Annotated in this window: 16 protein-coding genes and 1 tRNA gene; all 17 read left to right on the top strand. The window is 64.8% G+C overall.

The window, feature by feature from the left end; all coding sequences use genetic code 11:
- Positions 1–30 precede the first annotated feature (30 nt).
- Positions 31–2007: an APC family permease gene (locus ACX80Z_RS07400; RefSeq protein ID WP_459315438.1), complete on the top strand. Its 1977-nt coding sequence runs from the start codon at positions 31–33 to the stop codon at positions 2005–2007.
- Positions 2004–3317 carry a class I SAM-dependent RNA methyltransferase gene (locus ACX80Z_RS07395; protein ID WP_019483771.1) on the top strand — a complete coding sequence of 438 codons (1314 nt, stop codon included), beginning with the start codon at positions 2004–2006 and terminating at the stop codon, positions 3315–3317. The genes ACX80Z_RS07400 and ACX80Z_RS07395 overlap by 4 nt, the downstream gene beginning before the upstream one ends.
- 56 nt (positions 3318–3373) lie before the next feature.
- Positions 3374–6184, top strand: coding sequence for an aconitate hydratase AcnA (acnA, locus tag ACX80Z_RS07390; protein ID WP_459315437.1), 2811 nt, complete (start codon positions 3374–3376; stop codon positions 6182–6184).
- A gap of 56 nt (positions 6185–6240) precedes the next feature.
- The gene (dxs, locus tag ACX80Z_RS07385; RefSeq protein ID WP_019482659.1) at positions 6241–8214 is read left to right on the top strand and encodes a 1-deoxy-D-xylulose-5-phosphate synthase; all 1974 of its coding nucleotides are present in this window, start codon (positions 6241–6243) and stop codon (positions 8212–8214) included.
- Between the two features lie 393 nt (positions 8215–8607).
- Positions 8608–11754 carry an Rne/Rng family ribonuclease gene (locus ACX80Z_RS07380; RefSeq protein WP_459315436.1) on the top strand — a complete coding sequence of 1049 codons (3147 nt, stop codon included), beginning with the start codon at positions 8608–8610 and terminating at the stop codon, positions 11752–11754.
- Between the two features lie 217 nt (positions 11755–11971).
- Positions 11972–12280 (top strand): 50S ribosomal protein L21, encoded by a 309-nt coding sequence (gene rplU / locus ACX80Z_RS07375; RefSeq protein WP_019482657.1) that lies wholly within the window; start codon positions 11972–11974, stop codon positions 12278–12280.
- Between the two features lie 35 nt (positions 12281–12315).
- Positions 12316–12576 (top strand): 50S ribosomal protein L27, encoded by a 261-nt coding sequence (rpmA, locus tag ACX80Z_RS07370; RefSeq protein WP_081743419.1) that lies wholly within the window; start codon positions 12316–12318, stop codon positions 12574–12576.
- A 116-nt stretch (positions 12577–12692) separates the two neighbouring features.
- Positions 12693–14348 carry a GTPase ObgE gene (gene obgE, locus ACX80Z_RS07365; protein ID WP_459315435.1) on the top strand — a complete coding sequence of 552 codons (1656 nt, stop codon included), beginning with the start codon at positions 12693–12695 and terminating at the stop codon, positions 14346–14348.
- 1 nt (position 14349) lies between these two features.
- Positions 14350–15489 (top strand): glutamate 5-kinase, encoded by a 1140-nt coding sequence (gene proB, locus ACX80Z_RS07360; RefSeq protein WP_459315434.1) that lies wholly within the window; start codon positions 14350–14352, stop codon positions 15487–15489.
- Positions 15490–15498: 9 nt separating this feature from the next.
- A complete protein-coding gene (locus ACX80Z_RS07355) occupies positions 15499–16782 on the top strand; it encodes a glutamate-5-semialdehyde dehydrogenase (protein ID WP_019482653.1) in 1284 nt (427 codons plus the stop codon).
- A 93-nt stretch (positions 16783–16875) separates the two neighbouring features.
- A complete protein-coding gene (locus ACX80Z_RS07350) occupies positions 16876–17124 on the top strand; it encodes a hypothetical protein (protein WP_019482652.1) in 249 nt (82 codons plus the stop codon).
- A gap of 88 nt (positions 17125–17212) precedes the next feature.
- Complete coding sequence (nadD, locus tag ACX80Z_RS07345; RefSeq protein WP_459315433.1) at positions 17213–17833, top strand: nicotinate-nucleotide adenylyltransferase; 621 nt, start codon at positions 17213–17215, stop codon at positions 17831–17833.
- 7 nt (positions 17834–17840) lie between these two features.
- The gene (locus ACX80Z_RS07340; RefSeq protein ID WP_459315432.1) at positions 17841–18947 is read left to right on the top strand and encodes a hypothetical protein; all 1107 of its coding nucleotides are present in this window, start codon (positions 17841–17843) and stop codon (positions 18945–18947) included.
- A 31-nt stretch (positions 18948–18978) separates the two neighbouring features.
- Positions 18979–19380, top strand: coding sequence for a ribosome silencing factor (gene rsfS / locus ACX80Z_RS07335; RefSeq protein WP_019482649.1), 402 nt, complete (start codon positions 18979–18981; stop codon positions 19378–19380).
- Positions 19377–20057, top strand: a complete 681-nt coding sequence (locus ACX80Z_RS07330) for a histidine phosphatase family protein (protein WP_024477433.1) — start codon at positions 19377–19379, stop codon at positions 20055–20057. Before rsfS ends, ACX80Z_RS07330 begins: the two co-directional genes overlap by 4 nt.
- 108 nt (positions 20058–20165) lie before the next feature.
- Positions 20166–20241 (top strand) — tRNA-Ala (locus ACX80Z_RS07325).
- Positions 20242–20431: 190 nt separating this feature from the next.
- On the top strand, positions 20432–20674 hold the full coding sequence (locus ACX80Z_RS07320) for a hypothetical protein (RefSeq protein WP_133185422.1): 243 nt from the start codon (positions 20432–20434) through the stop codon (positions 20672–20674).
- Positions 20675–20699: the final 25 nt, after the last annotated feature.

The following is a 20699-nucleotide window of genomic DNA, read 5'->3' as shown; positions in this document are numbered from 1 at the left end:
CGCGGGCGGAAACGCGCTAGTCTGTGGGCTGTGCTGACTTTCTTTGAAGCCGCCAAGCGGGTCGTGGTGGGCAAGCCGTTCCGCAACGACCGGCTACGGCATCAGACCCTGCCCAAGCGGATCGCGATGCCGGTGTTCTCCGCCAATGCCCTCTCCTCGGTGGCATACGCACCCGATGAGATCCTGCTGACCCTTGCCCTGGCGGGACTGGCCGCCGTGTCGGTTTCCCCATGGGTGGGTCTTGCGGTGCTCGTGGTGTTGCTGGTGGTGATCGCTTCCTATCGGCAGGCCGTCCACGCCTATCCCACTGGCGGGGGCGACTATGGGATTGCCCGCCGCAACCTGGGCAACTCTGCTGGCCTCACCGTCGCTTCGGCGCTGATGGTGGACTACGTCCTGACGGTCGCCGTATCGGTGTCGGCCGCCGCCCACTATGTCATAGCCCTGGCTCCCGGGTTGGCCGGGGGACAGACGGTCATGGCGGTGGCAGGCGTCGTCGTCCTGGTCTTGTTGAACCTGCGCGGCGTCACGCGTAACGCGCTGGCCCTGGCCATCCCGACCTACGTTTTCCTTGCTGCGATTCTGGGCATGTGCGCCGTCGGTATCATCCAACGGCTCAACGGGACTTTGGGCGAGGCCCCCAGCGCCCGGTTCGAAATCATCCCCGACCCAGCCCTCGACGCCGGTCTCGTGGGTCTGGCTGGGGCGCTCCTGATCCTGCGGGCCTTCTCCGCTGGCGCGGCCGCGCTGACCGGGGTGGAAGTGCCCAGCGCCAACGTGCCAAGCTTCCAATCCCCGCGCAGCCGCAATGCCGCCTCCACCCTGTTGATGCTGGGGGTGGCGGCAGGGGCGATGACTGCGGGCGTCATTTACCTCGCGAACGCGGTGAAGGTCCATGTGGTGCAGAACCCGCAGGAACAGTTGCTGCTGGACGGCAATCCGGTGCCAGAGGATTACATTCAGAACCCGGTGGTGAGCCAGCTCGCCCGCACCATTTTCAGCGAAGCAGCTGTGCCGTTCGTTCTGGTCGTCGGCGCCACTGCCCTGATCCTCGTGCTGGCAGGACACGCCGCTTTTAACGGCTTTCCGGTGCTGGCCTCGATCCTCGCCAAGGACGGGTACCTGCCACGCCAGCTCAGGACCCGCGGCGACAGGCTGACCTTCAGCAACGGCATCCTCGCGCTGGGCGCCGGAGCGATCCTGCTGATCCTGGTGTTCAGCGCCGATGTGACCCAGTTGGTTCAGCTCTACATTGTCGGCGTGTTTGTCTCCTTCACCGCGAGTCAGGCCGCATTGATCAAGCACTGGACCCGTGAGCTGCGGAGCACCGCCGATAAAAAACGCCGCTGGCGGATGAAAAAGTCGCGGGCCATCAATGCCGTCGGCTTCGTGCTGACCGCCGCCGTGCTGGTGGTGGTGCTGGTGACCAAGTTCGAGTACGGGGCGTGGGTGGCGGTGCTGGCGATGGTGGTGCTGTTCGCCGTCATGCACGGCATCAAACGGCACTACGACCAGGTGGCCCGCGAACTGGCGCTCGACGACAGCACCTTTTCCCGGGCGTTGCCTTCACGGGTGCACGCGGTAATTCTGGTGTCCCTCGTTCGTAAACCAGTGCTGCGGGCCCTGGCCTTCGCCCGCGCGTCCCGTCCGTCCAAGCTGGATGCCATCGTGGTCGACGTTGACCCGGAGGAAACCGAACGGACGCTGCAGGACTGGGAACGATACGAGATTCCCGTGCCGATCACCGTCCTGGCGTCGCCCTACCGTGACACGATCACGCCCATCATGGAGTACATCCGAAGCATCCGCAGCGACTCGCCGAGGGACCTGATCGTGGTCTACATCCCGGAGTACGTGGTGGGACGCTGGTGGGAGCGGCTGGTCCACAACCAGACAGCACTCCGAATCAAAACCCGGCTGCACTTCGAGCCGGGGGTTATGGTGGCAAGTGTCCCTTGGCAGCTCGCGTCTTCTGACGCCGCACGAAAGTTTCAGGATCTTCAGTGACAGATGACCCGGCAGGCACCCTAGAACTCACTATCGGCCCGGTAGCCCATGGCGGCCACTGCGTCGCCCGACATGAGGGCAGGGTCATTTTCGTTCGGCACGCCCTGCCGGGGGAGACGGTGCGTGCCCGGTTAACCGAGCACGACGACGGCGCCAGCTTCTGGCGTGCGGACGTGGTCGAGGTGGTCCAGGCCTCCCCGGATCGGGTCAACCACCCGTGGCCGCTCGCTGACGCCCTGTTGTCAGCCCAGCGCGGAGCTTCCCCGGTGGGCGGCGCCGAGTTCGGGCATATCGCTCTCGCCGCCCAACGAAAGTTGAAGGCAACGGTTTTCAGCGAGCAGCTTCACCGCCTCGCCGGAGTGGACCGAGAAATTGAGGTGGAGCCGGTCCCCGGCGAATCCCCTGACGGCCTGCGGTGGCGCACCAGGGCCAGCTTCGCGGTCGCACCGGACGGGCATCTGGCCATGCACGCCCACCGTTCCAATGAGCTGATCCCCGTCGCCGAGATGCCGCTGGCCATCGATGCCATCAACGAACTACAGCTGTGGACCGTTAACTTCAGCGGAATCCAGCGGGTCGAGGTCGCTGTGGGCTCCGCAGGAGACCCGCCACTGGTGCTCCTGGTGCCGGCCCCCGGCGCCCGGCGGAAACAGACCGCCGCCGTCGTCCACCAGATCGACGGACCATCGGTGGCCCTCTGGGACCCGGAAAAGGGCACCGTCGAGCGGGTGAAAGGCAAGACCTGGCTGGCTGAAACTGTCGGATCCCAGACCTACCGGATCACCGGGGACGGTTTCTGGCAGATTCACCGGGGCGCGCCCGGACTGTTGATGGACGCCGTCCTCGGCGGGCTGGCCATCCAGCCAGGGGAACGCGCCGCCGACCTTTACTCCGGGGCAGGGCTTTTCACGGCCCCCATCGCCGACGCGGTCGGGGAAACCGGCAGCGTCCTCGCCGTCGAGGGATCCCCGGGCGCCTCCCGCGACGCTAAACGGAATCTCCATGGCCGGGGTCAGGTGGACATTGTGCAGGGCAAGGTTGACCGGGTACTCCGAGACCGCAAACCCTCGCTTGACGTAGTGGTCCTCGATCCGCCCCGCGCCGGTGCAGGGCAGGCGGCCATCACCGAGGTAATTGCGGCGGGCCCCCGCGCTGTCGGGTACGTTTCCTGCGACCCGGCGTCGTTTGCGCGCGACGTCGGCTACTTTCAGCAGGCGGGCTGGGAACTGGACACCCTCCGGGTGTTTGATCTGTACCCCCACACCCACCACATGGAGTCCTTCGCGGTACTCCGGCCCAGCCAGGGATAGCGGACCGCAAACGGACTAGGATGATGTTCCCGGGTGCAGGCGAGAGGAGCCCAGCAATGAGCAGCATGGACAGCTTTGGTGCCAAGGGAACGCTTGATGTTGCTGGCGCCCAGTACGAGATCTACCGACTGAGCGCGGTAGCAGGCGCCGACAGTCTTCCGTTCAGTCTCAAGGTGCTCCTGGAGAACCTGCTCCGCACCGAGGACGGCGCCAACATCACGGCCGACCACGTGCGTGCCCTGGCCAACTGGGACCCCGAAGCTGAGCCCGACACCGAAATCCAGTTCACCCCGGCCCGCGTGATCATGCAGGACTTCACCGGTGTGCCCTGCATCGTCGACCTCGCCACCATGCGCGAGGCAGTCGTCGAACTCGGTGGAGACCCCAAGCGGGTCAACCCGCTGGCGCCCGCCGAACTGGTCATTGACCACTCGGTGCAGATCGACGTTTTCGGGAACGCCAACGCACTCGAGCGCAACATGGACATCGAGTACCAGCGCAATGGCGAGCGGTACCAGTTCCTGCGCTGGGGTCAGACCGCGTTCGATGACTTCCTGGTGGTGCCGCCCGGCATGGGCATTGTCCACCAGGTCAACCTCGAGTACCTGGCCCGCACGGTGATGACCCGTGAGGTCACCACCGACGGCACCACCGCCCTGCAGGCCTACCCCGATACCTGCGTCGGCACCGACTCGCACACCACCATGGTCAACGGGCTCGGCGTGCTCGGCTGGGGCGTCGGCGGCATCGAGGCCGAGGCTGCCATGTTGGGCCAGCCCGTGTCCATGCTGATCCCTCGGGTGGTGGGCTTCAAGCTCACCGGTGAGATCCCCGCCGGCGCCACCGCGACCGACGTCGTGCTCACCATCACCGAGAAGCTGCGTCAGCACGGCGTCGTCGGCAAGTTCGTCGAGTTCTACGGCGAAGGTGTCAGCGCTGTGCCATTGGCCAACCGCGCAACCATCGGCAATATGAGCCCGGAGTTCGGCTCCACCGCTGCCATGTTCCCGATCGATGAGGTCACCATGGACTACCTGCGGCTGACCGGCCGCTCGGAGGAGAACCTGGCACTGGTCGAGGCCTACGCCAGGGAACAGGGCCTCTGGCACGACCCATCGCGGGTCACCCGGTTCTCCGAATACCTGGAACTCGACCTCTCAACCGTGGTGCCCTCACTCGCCGGCCCGAAGCGCCCCCAGGACCGGATCGACCTGACGCGCGCCAAAGACCAGTTCCGGAAGGACATCCACCATTACGTCAACTCGGTGGACGACGCAGCGCTCGACGAGGCGCTCGAGGAATCCTTCCCCGCGTCGGACGTCCCCGCGATGACCTCCACAGTGAGGCATGCAGGGCGCTCACGCGTAATGGGCCGGCCATCAAACGCAGTCCAGGTCACCATGCCGGATGGCCGGGCGTTCGAGCTGGACCACGGCGCCGTCACTATTGCGTCGATCACCTCCTGCACCAACACGTCCAACCCATCCGTGATGCTGGCCGCTGCGCTGCTGGCACGCAACGCGGTGGACCGCGGACTCACCGCGAAACCCTGGGTGAAGACCTCGCTTGCTCCCGGCTCCAGAGTGGTCACCGATTACTACGACAAATCGGGGTTGACCCCCTACCTCGAAAAGCTGGGATTCTACGTGGTGGGATACGGCTGTACCACGTGCATTGGAAACTCGGGTCCCCTTGACGAAGAGATTGCTGCGGCGATTCAGGCCAATGGCCTGGCGGTGACAGCGGTGCTCTCGGGGAACCGCAACTTTGAGGGCCGGATCAATCCCGACGTGGTGATGAATTACCTCGCTTCACCGCCGCTGGTGATTGCCTACGCCCTCGCCGGCACCATGGACTTCGACTTCGAGTCCGACCCCCTGGGACAGGACCGGGAGGGCACCAACATCTTCCTGCGGGACATCTGGCCCGCCCCGGCGGAAATCCAGCAAACCATTGACTCCTCAATCGACCGGGAAATGTTCGACAGAGGCTACGAGGGAGTGTTCAAAGGCGACCACCGGTGGAAAGCACTCGACACCCCCCACGGAAGCACTTTCGCCTGGAATGCAGACTCCACCTACGTCCGGAAGCCCCCGTACTTCGAGGGGATGCAGGCGACGCCGGACCCGGTCGCCGACATTACGGGCGCACGAGTGCTCGCCGCGCTCGGTGATTCGGTGACGACCGACCACATCAGCCCGGCCGGATCCTTCAGGGCGGATAGCCCCGCCGGACGCTACCTGCTCGAACACGGGGTGAACCGGAAGGACTTCAATTCCTATGGGTCCCGCCGAGGCAACCACGAGGTGATGATTCGCGGCACCTTCGCCAACATCAGGCTGCGCAACACCCTGTTGCAGGGGGTCCAGGGGGGATTCACGCGGGACTTCACCCAGACCGGCGGCCCCCAGACCTACATCTACGACGCAGCCGTGAACTATCAGGCAGCCAATATCCCCCTGGTGGTTCTGGCCGGAAAAGAATACGGTTCCGGCTCATCCCGTGACTGGGCGGCGAAAGGCACCGCACTGTTGGGCGTCCGTGCGGTAATTGCCGAGAGCTTTGAGCGGATCCACCGGTCCAACCTGATCGGCATGGGGGTGCTCCCGCTGCAATTCCCGGCGGGGCAGAGTGCAGCAACCCTGGGCCTCACCGGCACCGAGACCTTCGCCGTCGCAGGGGTGACGGCGCTCAACGAGGGCAGGACCCCGGAAACGGTCCGAGTCAGTGCCGTGCCGGAGGAGGACGGCGACACGATCACGTTCGACGCGGTGCTGCGTATCGACACTCCGGGGGAAGCCGACTACTACCGCAACGGTGGAATCCTTCACTATGTGCTGCGACAGCTCACAGCCAACCCGCGTTAGAGTTAATGACCCGCAGGCGTAGGTCCGGCGGGAATGACAAATACAAGGAGGCACCGATGGGACTCTTGGAAACCATCCGCCACCCTCAGGATCTCAGCCGGCTCACCAGCGACCAGTTGGAGCGACTGGCAGGTGAAATTCGTGACTTCCTCATCACGAACGTCTCCCGGACCGGAGGGCACCTCGGCCCTAACCTGGGGGTCGTTGAACTGACCCTTGGCATGCACCGGGTCTTTGATTCCCCGCGTGACTCGATGATCTTCGACACCGGTCACCAGTCCTATGTGCATAAACTGCTCACCGGGCGCCAGGATTTCAGCACGCTGCGCCAACAGGGCGGACTCTCCGGATACCCCTCGCGGGCCGAATCCGAGCACGACGTCGTCGAAAGCTCCCACGCCTCATCCTCCCTGTCCTGGGCTGACGGAATTTCCCGCGCCCGGGTCCTCGCTGGCGAGGGCGACCGCTACACGGTGGTCATGGTCGGTGACGGCGCCCTGACCGGCGGTATGGCCTGGGAAGCCATCAACAACATCGCCGCCGACAAGCGGCGCCGCGTAGTGATCGTCGTCAACGACAACGGCAGGTCCTACGCACCGACCATCGGGGGAGTGGCCGACTATCTGGCGTCCCTGCGTCCCACCCTTGACACGGTCCGTACCCACCGCGTCTACGAGGGCACTCTCGACTGGTCCAAGCGTCGCCTCCAGAACGGCGGGCCGCTCGGCCGGTTCACCTACAAGAGCCTGCACGCCACCAAGAAGGGCATCAAGGACTGGTGGGCGCCCCAGGGGTTGTTTGAAGACCTCGGAATGAAATACATCGGGCCCATCGACGGCCACGATATGTCAGCCGTCGAGCATGCGCTCCATCAGGCACGCAACTACGAGGGTCCGGTGATCGTGCACGCGATCACCGAAAAGGGGTATGGCTACGCGCCGGCCCGGGCCCACGAAGCTGACCAGTTCCATGCGGTAGGCGTCATTGACCCAGAGACCGGCCAGCCCGTCGGGGCAGCTGGACCACAGTCCTGGACCAGTGTGTTCGCCGACGAAATCGCGGCCCTGGCCGACGAGCGCACGGACATTGTCGGTATCACCGGCGCCATGCTCATTCCCGTCGGGCTCCACAAGTTCGCTGAGAAGTACCCCGAACGCGTGTTCGACGTCGGGATCGCCGAGCAGCACGCCCTCACCAGCGCCGCGGGCATGGCTTTTGGTGGGTTGCATCCGGTCGTGGCGCTGTACGCGACGTTCCTGGGGCGCGGATTCGATCAACTGCTCATGGATGTTGCCCTGCACAAAGCCGGGGTGACAGTAGTTTTGGACCGCTCGGGCGTCACCGGCCCCGACGGCGCCAGCCATCACGGGATGTGGGATATGGCGATGCTGCAGATCATCCCCGGATTGCACCTGGCCGCTCCACGGGATGCCACCAGGCTGCGTGAGGAACTCAGGGAGGCCGTCGCTATTGGTGACGCGCCGAGCGTGGTGCGCTACTCGAAGGGCGCTGTGGGTGCCGAGGTGCACGCGATTGAACGGCTCGACGACGGCGTCGAGGTGCTGTCCCGCCGCCCAGCGGGGTCCAACAACAACGATGTCCTGATTGTCAGCGTCGGCGCGATGAGCGAACTGGCCCTCGACGTGTCCAACCGGTTGGGTGCCCAGGGGATCAGCTCGACCGTGATTGATCCACGCTGGGTGCTCCCGGTGCGCCAATCAGTGATCAGGATGGCCGCCGAACACCGGATCGTCATTGTGATTGAGGATGGCGTGCGGGCTGGCGGGGTTGGGTCACGGATCCGGCAGGAAATGCGCGCCGTCGGTGTGGATACTGCGTTGAACGAGGTGGGGTTGCCCGTCGAGTTCCTCGACCACGGCACACGCAGCGAAGTGCTGGAACGGGTTGGGCTGACCGCGCGTAAGGTGGCCCAGGATGTCGTCGAGCAGGTACTGGGTACCAGGGTGCCGGTCGCCCGTCCCCTCCCGGGACAGGACGCACCAGTCACCGGGCAGCTGCCCAAGCTCTGATCGAGTCAGCTCAGAAAGTCGGATACCAAAAGCCGGGCGCCTGAAATAGTCTGTGAGACAATGAACGTGGCTGGCAGGGGAACCACATTCCCCGGCCGGTCCAGTGACAGGCTTCCGGCTTCGCCGGCGACGCTTCTGAGCGCATCGTGAAAACATCCGTACGGATGGGATGCCGAGAATCCGCTGTGCAGGCCAACCGTTGGGAAAGCAGCGGATAAGGAAAAGCGCCACTGGTCTTCGAGTGATGCCGCACCCCACGGATGGTGCGACCTCGAAGCTCACTTAGACGACTTCCGGTAGACGCGAGGCGCCAAGGTCCGCGAACAACCGACATACTGCCCCCGGGGGCGTCGGAATGTGGCCGACGCCGCAGGGGCTGGAGCAAAACACCATATGGATACTCAGCAGAACCCGACAGAGCAAAATCCCACAGAGCAGAATCCCACCGGCCAGGATTCGACCGGCCAGGTCCAGGATGCTGCGCAGGAGCACCCCGATGTTCCAGTGAAGAAGGCCACGAGGACCCGACGCAAAAAAGCGGATCCAGTAGCCGACGACGCCGCCTCGGCTACCGCAGAACCGGCAGAACCGGCCGGACCGGCCGCCGCGCCGAAGCGTCGTGCCACTCGGAGCCGTAAGGCTGCCACCAGTGATATCGTGCTTCCCGATGCGCCCACCACGCCCCCCACCGGGGCCGATTCCGGATCTGACGCAGAAGCTGCTGCAGCGGAGCCAGCGAAGGCACCGGCCCGGCGCCGGACCACCCGCAAGGCAGGTAGCCCCAGCGGGGCGCCAACCGCCGTCGAGCCCGCGGCCACCGCGCCAGATAAGGCCGCCGCCGTCGAGACGGTTGATGCCGCTGCTGCACCACCAGCCGACGCCGTGCTGACGCCGGTGAAAAAGACCACCCGGCGCCGTTCGACTGCCGCGCAGCAGAAAGCTCCCGCGGCCGAAGAGGCAGCAGCGACTGCGCCCGCCGAGCAGGAGGGTGATGCCGGCCGGACCGCGCCGGTTCAGCAGGAAACTCCCGCCGCGCAGGCCGAGGAGACCACCCCCGTCCAGGAACCCATCTCCGTGTCAACGGCGTCCGATCCTTTCAGCATCCCCGCGTCGCTGTTCCATGCACCAGACCTGAGTGTTGCAGTAGTTGCGGCAAGGAAGGCTGAGGTTCCCGCCGCTGCTGACGCGGATGAGGACGAGGACGGCGATAGCGAATCCGGTGGGCGCCGGCGTCGTCGGAACCGCCGCAGCCGTGGCAAGGGCCGCGGCGACCAGGATGCCACCACGGACGAGAACGGCTCAAACCTCGACGCCGGCCCGGACGGGGACGCCGAAGACGGCGTGACCTCCCGCCGCCGTCGCAGGCGCCGTCGTGGAGACCAGGATCTCGAACTGACCGGTGGCCAGGATGACGATCCGCCCAACACCGTGACCCGGGTGCGCGCACCGCGGCAGGCCCAGGAAACGGCCCCATCCAACAAGGTCACCAGCGTCAAGGGTTCCACCCGGCTGGAGGCCAAGAAGCAGCGTCGTCGTGAATCCCGCGACACGGGCCGCCGCCGCCAGGTCATCACCGAAGCCGAGTTCCTCGCCCGCCGAGAGTCGGTGGACCGTCAGATGATCGTCCGCCAGCGCGATGACAGGATCCAGATTGCTGTGCTGGAGGACGGATTGCTCGCCGAGCATTTCGTGTCCAAAACCCAGCAGGATTCCCTGATCGGCAACGTGTACCTGGGCAAGGTCCAGAACGTGCTGCCCAGCATGGAAGCAGCATTCGTTGACATTGGCCGCGGCCGCAACGCCGTCCTGTATGCGGGTGAAGTCAACTGGGACGCGTCACGTCTCGACGGGCAGCCGCGCCGTATCGAACTGGCGTTGAAGTCCGGTGACACCGTCCTGGTGCAGGTCACCAAGGACCCGGTCGGCCACAAGGGCGCACGCCTGACCAGCCAGATTTCCCTCCCCGGCCGCTACCTGGTGTACGTGCCGGGCGGTTCAATGACCGGAATTTCCCGCAAGCTTCCTGATGTGGAACGCAACCGGCTCAAGCGCATCCTGAAGGACCGCCTCCCCGAGAACGCCGGTGTCATTGTGCGCACGGCGGCGGAGGGGGCCAGCGAGGAAGAGCTGACCCACGACATCAACCGGCTGCGGTCACAGTGGGAAACGATCGAGGCAAAGTCGGGCTCCACCAAGTCGCTCGCCCCCGAACTGCTGTATGGCGAGCCGGATTTGACCATCAAGGTGGTCCGGGATGTCTTCAACGAGGACTTCTCCAAACTGATCGTGTCCGGCGAGGAAGCCTGGGACACCATTGAGGCCTACGTGATGTACGTGGCCCCCGACCTGGTGGGACGCCTCGAGAAGTGGACCGGTAACGAGGACATTTTCCTCGCGAGCCGGATCGATGAACAGATCCACAAGGCACTCGACCGGAAGGTCTACCTGCCCTCTGGCGGGTCACTGGTGATCGACCGCACCGAAGCCATGACCGTGGTGGACGTCAACACCGGCAAGTTCACCGGCAGCGGTGGCAACCTGGAAGAAACAGTCACCAAGAACAACCTGGAGGCCGCAGAGGAAGTTGTCCGTCAACTGCGTCTCCGCGATATCGGCGGCATCATCGTCATCGACTTCATCGACATGGTCCTGGAAGCCAACCGTGACCTGGTGTTGCGTCGGATGGTGGAATGCCTGGGCCGCGACCGCACCAAGCATCAGGTTGCGGAGGTCACCTCCCTGGGGCTGGTCCAGATGACGCGGAAGCGGATGGGCACCGGACTGCTGGAAGTCTTCGGCGAGAACTGTGAGCACTGTGCCGGGCGCGGGGTCGTCACCCATGACGAGCCGGTGGAGCACAAGCGGCACGCCGTCGCCCCCGAGAACCACCAGCAGCATCTGCGCCAGGAGAAGGTGTCCCGCAGCGAACGCAAGCGTAACCGGAGCCGGTCCAACTCGCCCGCCGACGAGGACCAGCAGACACCCGAGGCGCCGCAGGACGACGCCGAGCGTCAGGCCCGGGCTGAAGCGGCCCGGGTGGCCCTCGCCAGCATCGCCGCAGCCACCCACGCAGCGCACGAGGCCGAGGGTCATCCAGCGACCAACGATGCCGCCGAGGTGGTACTGACCATCAACGGTGAGACGGTGAGCCTGCCCCGTGCCGAGGCCAGCGACGCCGAAGTGCAGGAAGCCCGCCGGCTCACGCTCGATAGCCTCACCCAGGCCTTCGACCGCAAGCCCGCGGCAGCCGACTCCGGAAGCGATCCAGTTGCCGGGTCCGCTGCGGAACCGGCCGTCAGCCCCGAGCCGGCTCCCCAGAGTCCACGGCGCAACCGCCGGAGGGCTGCCAGCAGCCCCCAGGGGACCGCTGCGACGTCGGCTATCGAGCGGCAGCAACCGGGCCAGGAGGAGTCAGCGGGGCAGCCGGCGGCGCAGTTCGTCGCCAGCGTCCCGGCGGCACCTCGCCGGGACGCAACGGCGACGCCTGCCAAGGATGAGCCGATGATCCTCGGTGTAGGGGTTCCAGCGTCCGAGTTGTAGCCGCAAGCCGGGCACACGACGCGCCCACACACCGGGGGATTTGCAGGAAACCGCCAAACTGGCGTAATCTTGATCTTCGGTGCGTTCGCCTTCTAACCGGTTATCCGGGGCGTCGATGCACAGCGTCAGCGGTAGGACCAAAGTAGTTCGGTTTGCCGGTGTAAGTACGCACACAGTAGTTTTCCAAGCATAGTTGTCGAGAGAAGTGAGTTCCCAAGTGGTGTACGCGATTGTCCGCGCAGGCGGCCGCCAAGAAAAGGTTTCCGTGGGAGACCTCGTAACCCTTGACCGCGTCACCGGTAAGGCCGGCAGCAGCTTTCAGCTGCCCGCCCTCCTTCTGGTCGACGGCGACAAGGTAACCTCAGCAGCAGACGACCTGGCAAAGGTCGCCGTGACTGCCGAGATCATTGAGAATCTTCGTGGACCGAAGATTGTCATCCAGAAGTTCAAGAACAAGACCGGCTACAAGAAGCGCCAGGGTCACCGTTCAGAGCTGACCCGCGTCAAGATCACAGGCATCAAGTAACCTCTTCGTTCTTTATCAAAAGGTAGGCAAAGCAGATGGCACATAAGAAGGGTGCGAGTTCCACTCGCAACGGTCGCGATTCAAACGCCCAGTACCTTGGCGTCAAGCGGTTCGGTGGACAGGTTGTCAAGGCCGGCGAAATCATCGTCCGCCAGCGTGGCACCCACTTCCACCCCGGCGCTGGCGTTGGCCGCGGCGGAGACGACACGCTGTTCGCGCTGGAGGCTGGCTCGGTTGAGTTCGGCAGCCGTCGTGGACGCCGCGTTGTCAACATCGTCGGCGCAGTCGCAGAGTAGTACCTGCGCACTAAGCATTAGGCAGTGAGGTGGGGTGAGCCGATCCGGCTCGCCCCACTTTCTTTTTAAGCCGGGATAGACTCGGCATCAATTCACAATTTACTAAGGAGTTCAACGTGGCAAGCTTCGTTGACCGAGTGGTTCTGCATGTGTCGGGCGGTACCGGCGGTCACGGCTGCGTTTCCGTCAAGCGGGAAAAGTTCAAGCCATTGGGTGGCCCCGACGGCGGTAACGGTGGCGACGGCGGCAGCGTGATTCTCCGCGTCGACTCACAGACCACCACCCTTCTGGACTACCACCACGCACCACACCGGCACGCCACCAACGGCGGCAACGGCATGGGCGACTGGCGTGGCGGCAAGCAGGGCGAAACCCTGATCCTGCCGATGCCAGACGGCACAGTCATCAAGACCAAGGATGGCGAAGTACTCGCCGACCTGGTCGGCGAAGGCGCCGAGTTTATCGCTGCCTCCGGCGGCCAGGGTGGGCTCGGGAACTCCTCGCTCTCCTCCCAGAAGCGCAAGGCGCCAGGCTTCGCCCTGCTCGGCATCCCGGGCGACGCCCGGGACATCGTGCTGGAGCTGAAATCCATTGCTGATATCGCTTTGGTGGGCTTCCCCTCCGCTGGCAAGTCAAGCCTCGTCGCAGCGATGTCCGCGGCTCGCCCCAAGATTGCCGACTACCCATTCACCACGCTGGTGCCGAACCTCGGAGTCGTCGAATCGGGCGACGTCCGGTACACGATCGCCGACGTGCCCGGTCTCATCGAAGGGGCCAGCGAAGGCAAGGGCCTGGGCCACAACTTCCTGCGCCACGTCGAACGTTGCGCCGCCCTGGTCCATGTCCTCGACTGCGCCACCCTGGAATCGGACCGCAACCCCCTGAACGACCTCGACATTATCGAGCGCGAGCTGGAGAAATACGCGGTGGACATGAGCTTTGCCGGCCCGGATGGCGACGTCGTGCCCCTGAACCAGCGCCCCAAACTGATTGCCCTGAACAAGGTCGATGTGCCGGACGGAAAGGACATGGCGTCCTTCGTCAGGCCCGAGCTTGAGGCCCGCGGCTACCGCGTGTTTGAGGTGTCCGCGTCCAGCCACGAAGGACTGCGGCAACTCGGGTTCGCGATGGGCGAGATTGTGTCCGCAGCCCGCGCCGAGCTGAAGGCCGCCCCACCTAAAATTGTGCCCCCAGTACTGCGCCCCCGTGCCGTCAACTCGCGCGGCTTCATCATCCGCAACGAGGAGAAGAACCTGCTGCCGTTGTTCCGGATTCTCGGCGAGAAGCCGGAGCGTTGGGTCAAGCAGACCGACTTCAACAACGACGAGGCGGTTGGCTACCTGGCCGACCGGCTCGCGAAGCTCGGCGTGGAAGAGCAGCTCTTCAAGAGCGGCGCCAAGCCCGGCGACACGGTGGTCATCGGTGAGGATGACGGCGTCGTCTTCGACTGGGAGCCGACCATGATGGGCGGGGCCGAGCTTCTGGCGTCGCCACGCGGCACCGACATCCGTCTCGCGGAGTTCGTCCGGCCTACCCGCGACGAGAAGCGCGAGGACTACCAGGACCGCAAGGACGCCCGAGCGGCGGCACGGCTCGACCTTGAGACTGAGCGTAAAGCCGGGATCTGGACGGAATCGGTCAACTACAAGACCCGGACCTCCCCGGGTACCACTATCGAGACATCCCAGGCTGTCCCGGACAAGGCCGGAGACGACGACGCACCGGGGGATAACCCTGCGCCAGCCTCAGATAGCGAAGAAGCCGGACGCTAAGGTGACGACGAGTATAAAACGGCCCCTGAAAACCCGGTCCGGTCTGGCGAAGGCCAAGCGGATCGTCGTGAAGGTGGGGTCGTCGTCCCTGACTTCCATCACCGGCGGCCTGTCGGAGGAAGCCCTCGTGTCGCTCTCCAACGTGCTGGCCGCCCGGAGGAACGAGGGCACCGAAGTCATCCTGGTCTCCAGTGGTGCCATCGCTGCGGGTCTGGCGCCCCTCGGGTTGAAGCGCCGCCCCAACCAGTTGTCTTCCCAGCAGGCTGCGGCGAGTGTGGGGCAGGGCCTGCTGATGGCGCGATACACCGCGGCGTTCGGGGCTCACGGCGTGACAGTCAGTCAGGTGCTGCTGACCGCTGAGGATCTGATCCGACGCGGCCACTACGCCAACGCCCACCGGGCGATGGAGCGGCTACTGAACTTCGGCGTCGTCCCGATCGTGAACGAGAACGACACCGTTGCAAGTCACGAAATCCGGTTCGGTGACAATGACCGGCTGGCCGCCCTGGTGGCCCACCTGGTGAAAGCCGACGCTCTGGTGCTGCTGTCCGACGTCGACTCCCTCTACGACGGTCCGCCGAAAGATGGTGCGCAACGGATTCCCGAGGTGCGCGGACCCGTTGACCTTGAGGGCGTCGAAATCGGCCGCACCGGCAAGGCCGGCGTCGGAACCGGCGGCATGGTCACCAAGGTTGAAGCGGCAACGATTGCGGCGAGCTCGGGTATTCCCGCCCTCGTTACCTCGGCCGAGAATGCCGCCGCCGCGCTGGCAGGGGACGACGTCGGTACCTGGTTCAGCACCAACGGCCGCCGGAAGCCCATCAGGCTGTTGTGGCTCGCCCACCTGGCGGACATTCGGGGCACACTCACCCTCGATGATGGTGCGGCGAAAGCCGTCGGGGAGCGTCGTCGTTCGCTGCTACCGGCGGGAATTGTGTCAGTTGGCGGGGACTTCGAAGCCGGTGATCCGGTGGCGATGACGGACACCAGCGGTGCGGTGGTGGCCCACGGGCTGGTCAATTACAGCTCGTTCGAACTTCCGAGGATGCTGGGCCGGACCACCCGGGAGCTGTCCAAGGAACTCGGGCGGGAGTATGAGCGGTCGGTCGTCCACGTCAACGATCTGGTGGTCCTTCGTTAGACTGGGGCAATGACTTCAGTGACCGAACAGCAGACAGATGTGACAGCCGCAGTGCACGCGATCGCTGATCGCGCGCGCGAAGCAGCCCGTCAGGTGGCGGCCGCAAACAGGGCCACCAAGGACAGGGCCCTGCTCGCGGTGGGTGCTGCCCTCGTCGCCAACAGTTCAGCGGTCCTTGCAGCCAACGCGTTGGATGTTGAAGCGGGACAGGCCAACGGGACCTCCACGGCGCTCCTGGACCGGCTCAGCCTCACCGGGGAGCGGATCGAGGGGCTTGCGACGGCGTTGCAGAACCTGGCTGGTCTCCCAGACCCCGTGGGGTCGGTGGAGCGGGGCCAGACCCTCCCCAATGGGGTGCGGATGCGCCAGATTCATGTGCCGCTCGGCGTCGTCGCCGCCATCTACGAGGCCCGACCCAACGTGACCGTCGACATTGCCGGGCTTGCTCTCAAGAGTGGTAACGCGGTTATCCTGCGCGGCGGAAGCGCCGCGGCACACACCAACGCAGCGCTGCTCGGCATCATCCGTGACGCACTGGTCAGCTCGGGACTGCCCGCCGATGCCGTGCAAAGTGTTGATGACTACGGACGCGAAGGCGCCAATGTGCTGATGAAGGCACGCGGTCGGGTGGATGTTCTGATTCCGCGGGGCGGCCGCGAGCTGATCCAGACGGTCGTCACCAACTCTGCTGTGCCGGTGATCGAGACTGGCGAGGGCAACGTCCACATTTACGTCGACCGGAGTGCCGACCCCGCGATGGCCGTGGACATCCTGTTGAACGCCAAAACCCAGCGACCCAGTGTCTGCAATACTGTGGAGACCCTCCTCGTACACCGCGATGCGGGCGCAACCACGGACGTCCTGAAGGCCTTGGCCTCTGCCGGGGTGCGGCTACATGCAGACCAGCGCACCCTGGACAGCCTGCCCGACGGCGTCACCGCCGACCTCGCCACAGACGACGACTGGGCCCGCGAATACATGGACCTTGATCTTGCGGTCGCGACAGTGGACTCGATGGAGGAGGCCATGGCACACATTCGCCAGTGGACCTCAGGACACACCGAGGCCATCATCACGAATGACCTGGGCAACTCAGAGCGGTTCATCGCCGGCATCGACTCGGCCGCAGTGATCGTCAATGCGTCAACCCGTTTCACCGACGGCGCCGAACTGGGTTTGGGTGCCGAGGTGGGCATCTCCACCCAGAAAATGCATGCGCGTGGTCCGATGGGGCTGCGGGAACTGACGACCACCAAGTGGATCCTGCAGGGTGATGGTCAGGTCCGGTCCTAGGACCACGTCGCGAAGCGCGTAACATGGTAGGGAACCTATCCACCGGTTGGTGCTGACCGGTACGCCATTACTTTGATTTCTAGGGGAGAATTTATGCTTTCTCAGCTTCTCAACGCCACACTCGTCGCCAGCGAGACTGGCGGGGGCCACGGGGGACACGTCGAACTGCCGATGGACCCGGTGTTGTACGGCGTCATCATCATGGGCGCGCTGGTTGCCTTGATGTTTGTCACTCTCGCCTTCTCGAGCCTCGGCAACCGCCACGAGGCAGTTGAAGAGCACGCCGATCCCCACAAGCAGCACCCCAACAAGCACGACCACGGCGAAGCCTCACACCGCTAGTAGCGGGGCGGGGAAGGTAGCTAAGTCGCGCCAAGTGAATCCAGCTGACAGAGCACACCCGGACGGAAGTCCGTGGCGCCTAGGCGTCATGGGCGGAACCTTCGACCCTATTCACCACGGACACCTGGTGGCTGCGAGTGAAGTCGCAGCCGTCTTCAACCTCGACGAGGTGGTGTTTGTACCGACCGGGCAGCCGTGGCAGAAGGCCGAACGTGAGGTCAGCGCCGCCGAGCACCGGTACCTGATGACCGTGGTCGCGACAGCTTCCAATCCCAGCTTCACGGTGAGCAGGGTGGATATCGACCGCCCCGGTCCCACCTACACGATCGACACCCTCCGGGATCTGAAGGCCGAACGGCCGGAGGCGGAGCTGTTCTTCATCACCGGGGCCGACGCGATGGCGCAGATTCTGTCCTGGAAGAACGCTGATGAACTGTGGTCGTTGGCCCATTTCGTCGGTGTCACCCGGCCCGGCCACGAACTCGATGGCAAGGGCAGGGATGTGAGTCTACTGGAGGTGCCCGCGATGGCCATTTCCTCCACCGATTGTCGACGGCGAGTCGCCGCCGGCGATCCAGTCTGGTACCTGGTGCCGGACGGCGTGGTGCAGTACATCGCTAAGCACGGACTGTACCGCGACGCCTCAAGGCCTGCTGAACCACTTGAACCACACGTTTCACACGACGACATAAGATCTACTACTGGGTGAGAAAGCAATGAGTAACGGCAACGAATCCGCACAGAGCCGGAGGTCACCTCGGCGTACCCGCGGGACCAACGCCGACGGGCAGACAGCCGAACTGGAAACTGGTTCGCAGTCGTCCACCGAACAGCAATCCACCGGAGAGCGCCCCCCTGAACGGGCTACTCCTGAACTGCCCCACTCCGAACCGGTCATTTCTGAGCGGCGGAGTCGTCGCGCCGCTGACGCTCCCGTCGATGCGACGCCAACCCACCCGGGTGAGCGGGTTTCGCAGACCCGCGCACGCGACCGGGAAGCGCTGAGGGCCTATCGCGCCCTGGCGGAGCAGCGCCCCCAGGCAGAGGCTGCGCCCGAGCCGTCACGGCGCCAGCGCCGCGTCCAGCAGCTTGGCACCTCCACCCCGGGCACGCAAACACTGCCGCCAGCGGCCGCCGAGCCAGCGCCCGAGGTGGACCGCCCGGTGGCCGGTCTGGGGCCGGTGCGCGAGGGCGGCAGGCGGGACCGTCGTCGTCGGATGGATGGACCGGCCGACCAGCCCGAGGGTACTGCTGCCAAGCCGACCGGGCAGACAGCCAAGCCAGTGGATAAGCCGAACGCTGTGCCAGTTCACCAGATGAGTGTTCAGCAGGCGCTGGCCGCGCGGGAAACTATCGTGCAGCAGGCCCAGGAGCAGGTTGCGCAGATGGTGGCTGCCCGCGACGATGATCCGTTCACTGTCGACCTGGAAATCCTTGCGCAGCAGAAAGCCCTTGCCGAACGTGCCGCCGTACTCAACAGCCGCGCCCAGAAGATGCAGCAACTCGCGCAGGCGAACGAGCAGCGGAAGCCGAGCGCCAATGACCCCACCACGGCGCACAACCTCTCGATCGTGTCGCCCAAGGAATTCATCCGGGTTCCCGGGGTGCCCCGTGAGGTTTCCGCAGCCGGGCCAACGGCCCCCGCCTCGGACGCGGCCGTTCCCATTGGGGCGCGCACCGCTCACGGGCTTGAACCACTCGATGCCATGACGGCGGGGCTGGCGCGCGTCAAGCGCCTGCAGCTATTGCAATATTCCATTGTCAGTCTGGGCGCTTTGGCGCTGGTCACCGGAATCATGATGATTTCAGGTGTCTTCAATTGAACAAGACGGCTGACCACACCCAAGGAGATAAGTGAGCGCTAACGAAACGTCCATCGCGATTGCCCGGGCTGCTGCACATGCAGCATCGGAGAAAATCGGTCAGGACATTGTTGCTATTGATGTCAGCGAACGGCTGGCAATTACCGACGTCTTTCTGGTTGCCTCGGCATCCAGCGAACGGCAGGTCAACTCGATCGTCGATGGTATCGAGGAAGAGCTGTCCAAGCAGGGGCTGAAGCCTGTTCGCCGTGAAGGGCGCAGCGAGGGCCGATGGGTACTGCTGGATTACCTCGACGTCGTCATCCACGTCCAGCATGAGGAGGACCGTGTCTTCTACGCACTGGAGCGCCTGTGGGGAGACTGCCCGGTTATCGACCTGCAGCTCGACACCACGCCGCCGGCTTCGGCTGACGCCGCTTCCGCTGCCGAGTGAGGTTCGCCGCCACTGAATCGGCTGGCGCTCGGAGGATCATTTTTTGGCGGCACGGGCGGACTGATTGGAATGCAAGGGGCCTGTTTCAAGGTCAGGAAGACATTCCGCTCGACGAGTTGGGCAAGCAGCAGGCCCGTGAGGCTGCCGCCGAGCTGGCTCATCTGGCGCCCACGCGTCTGGTGTCCTCAGACCTGGGTCGGGCCGCCGATACTGCGGCTGAGCTGGCCTCCCTCACCGGGCTTTCAGTTGAACTGGACCCACGGGTTCGCGAAACCTTCGCCGGTCAGTGGCAGGGGTTGGCGTTTGCCGAGATCGCGTCGCGGTTTCCTGCCGACCAGACGGCTTGGCGATCCGGTGAACCTGCGGTGCGTGCCGGTGGCGGAGAGAGCCGGGTCGACGTCGGGCGGCGGATGGCCGCAGGGACGCTCGACGCCGTCTCCAGCCTCACCGCCGGGCAGACGCTGGTGGTTGCGAGCCACGGGGGTTCGATCCGGGCCGGTCTCGCCGCGCTAATGGGTCTGCCTCCCGAATTGTGGTCTTCGCTCTCAGGCGTTTCGAACTGCCACTGGTCGATGCTGGAGGAACTCGATCAGGGTCCCACGGGCATCAGCCGGTGGCAGTTGACCGAGCACAATGTGGGCCTGTCCTCGATGCCTTCCACCCCATTGGAAGGGTAATAGGGGGCTGAAAGTGGCGTGGATGCCGCCGATTTTGCAGGGGGCGGATTGTTGACTAAACTAAACAAGTTGCTTCGGCCAGTTCGGCGGGGGTGACACCAAGGAATTGGGGCTATGGCGCAGCTGGTAGCGCACCTGCATGGCATGCAGGGGGTCAGGGGTTCGAATCCCCTTAGCTCCACCAACGATCCGCTGGAACAACTGGAAGCATCAGTTGTTCCAGCGGATTTTTTTTGGCCGTAAATGTCTGTTTAGTCCGGGTCAGCTGTCTGATTAGTCCGCATGAGCCCAGGGAAGCGCCTGTTGCGGAAGATGCTAACGGTTTGGTTGCGCAGCCTGCGATACTCGTAGACACAAGCGACCCTAGGAGAGCCATGAAGGATCCACCGGCACCGGGCAGGGGTGAATACCGTCGGCGGCTTTGGGGAGCGCTGGGCGGAGCCAGCCTGGGTTTTGTCTTGGCTTACGTCGGCTACACGCTGATCACACCGGTGCTGGAAGCCAGCCCCGGACTAATCCGTGAGTTGCAGGGCCTGTCGTGGAATCTCGTTCCTGGTCTTACTGTGCTCGGGGGCATCGTCGGGTGGCTGCTAGCAGGCCCCCGGCGAGGGCGTTGAGTGGAGGCCTCCGCCACCCTCGTGC

The organism is Arthrobacter sp. TMT4-20 (assembly GCF_054510775.1).
The sequence above is the reverse complement of the archived record's forward strand: the minus strand, read 5'-3'. Positions and strand labels throughout refer to the sequence as shown.

Excerpts from the sequence above, each read along its gene's own strand:
- acnA (WP_459315437.1), top strand. The coding sequence starts at position 3,374 with ATGAGCAGCATGGACAGCTTTGGTGCCAAGGGAACGCTTGATGTTGCT.
- dxs (WP_019482659.1), top strand. The coding sequence starts at position 6,241 with ATGGGACTCTTGGAAACCATCCGCCACCCTCAGGATCTCAGCCGGCTC.
- ACX80Z_RS07380 (WP_459315436.1), top strand. The coding sequence starts at position 8,608 with ATGGATACTCAGCAGAACCCGACAGAGCAAAATCCCACAGAGCAGAAT.
- rpmA (WP_081743419.1), top strand. The coding sequence starts at position 12,316 with ATGGCACATAAGAAGGGTGCGAGTTCCACTCGCAACGGTCGCGATTCA.
- ACX80Z_RS07355 (WP_019482653.1), top strand. The coding sequence starts at position 15,499 with ATGACTTCAGTGACCGAACAGCAGACAGATGTGACAGCCGCAGTGCAC.
- ACX80Z_RS07350 (WP_019482652.1), top strand. The coding sequence starts at position 16,876 with ATGCTTTCTCAGCTTCTCAACGCCACACTCGTCGCCAGCGAGACTGGC.
- nadD (WP_459315433.1), top strand. The coding sequence starts at position 17,213 with ATGGGCGGAACCTTCGACCCTATTCACCACGGACACCTGGTGGCTGCG.
- ACX80Z_RS07340 (WP_459315432.1), top strand. The coding sequence starts at position 17,841 with ATGAGTAACGGCAACGAATCCGCACAGAGCCGGAGGTCACCTCGGCGT.
- ACX80Z_RS07320 (WP_133185422.1), top strand. The coding sequence starts at position 20,432 with ATGAAGGATCCACCGGCACCGGGCAGGGGTGAATACCGTCGGCGGCTT.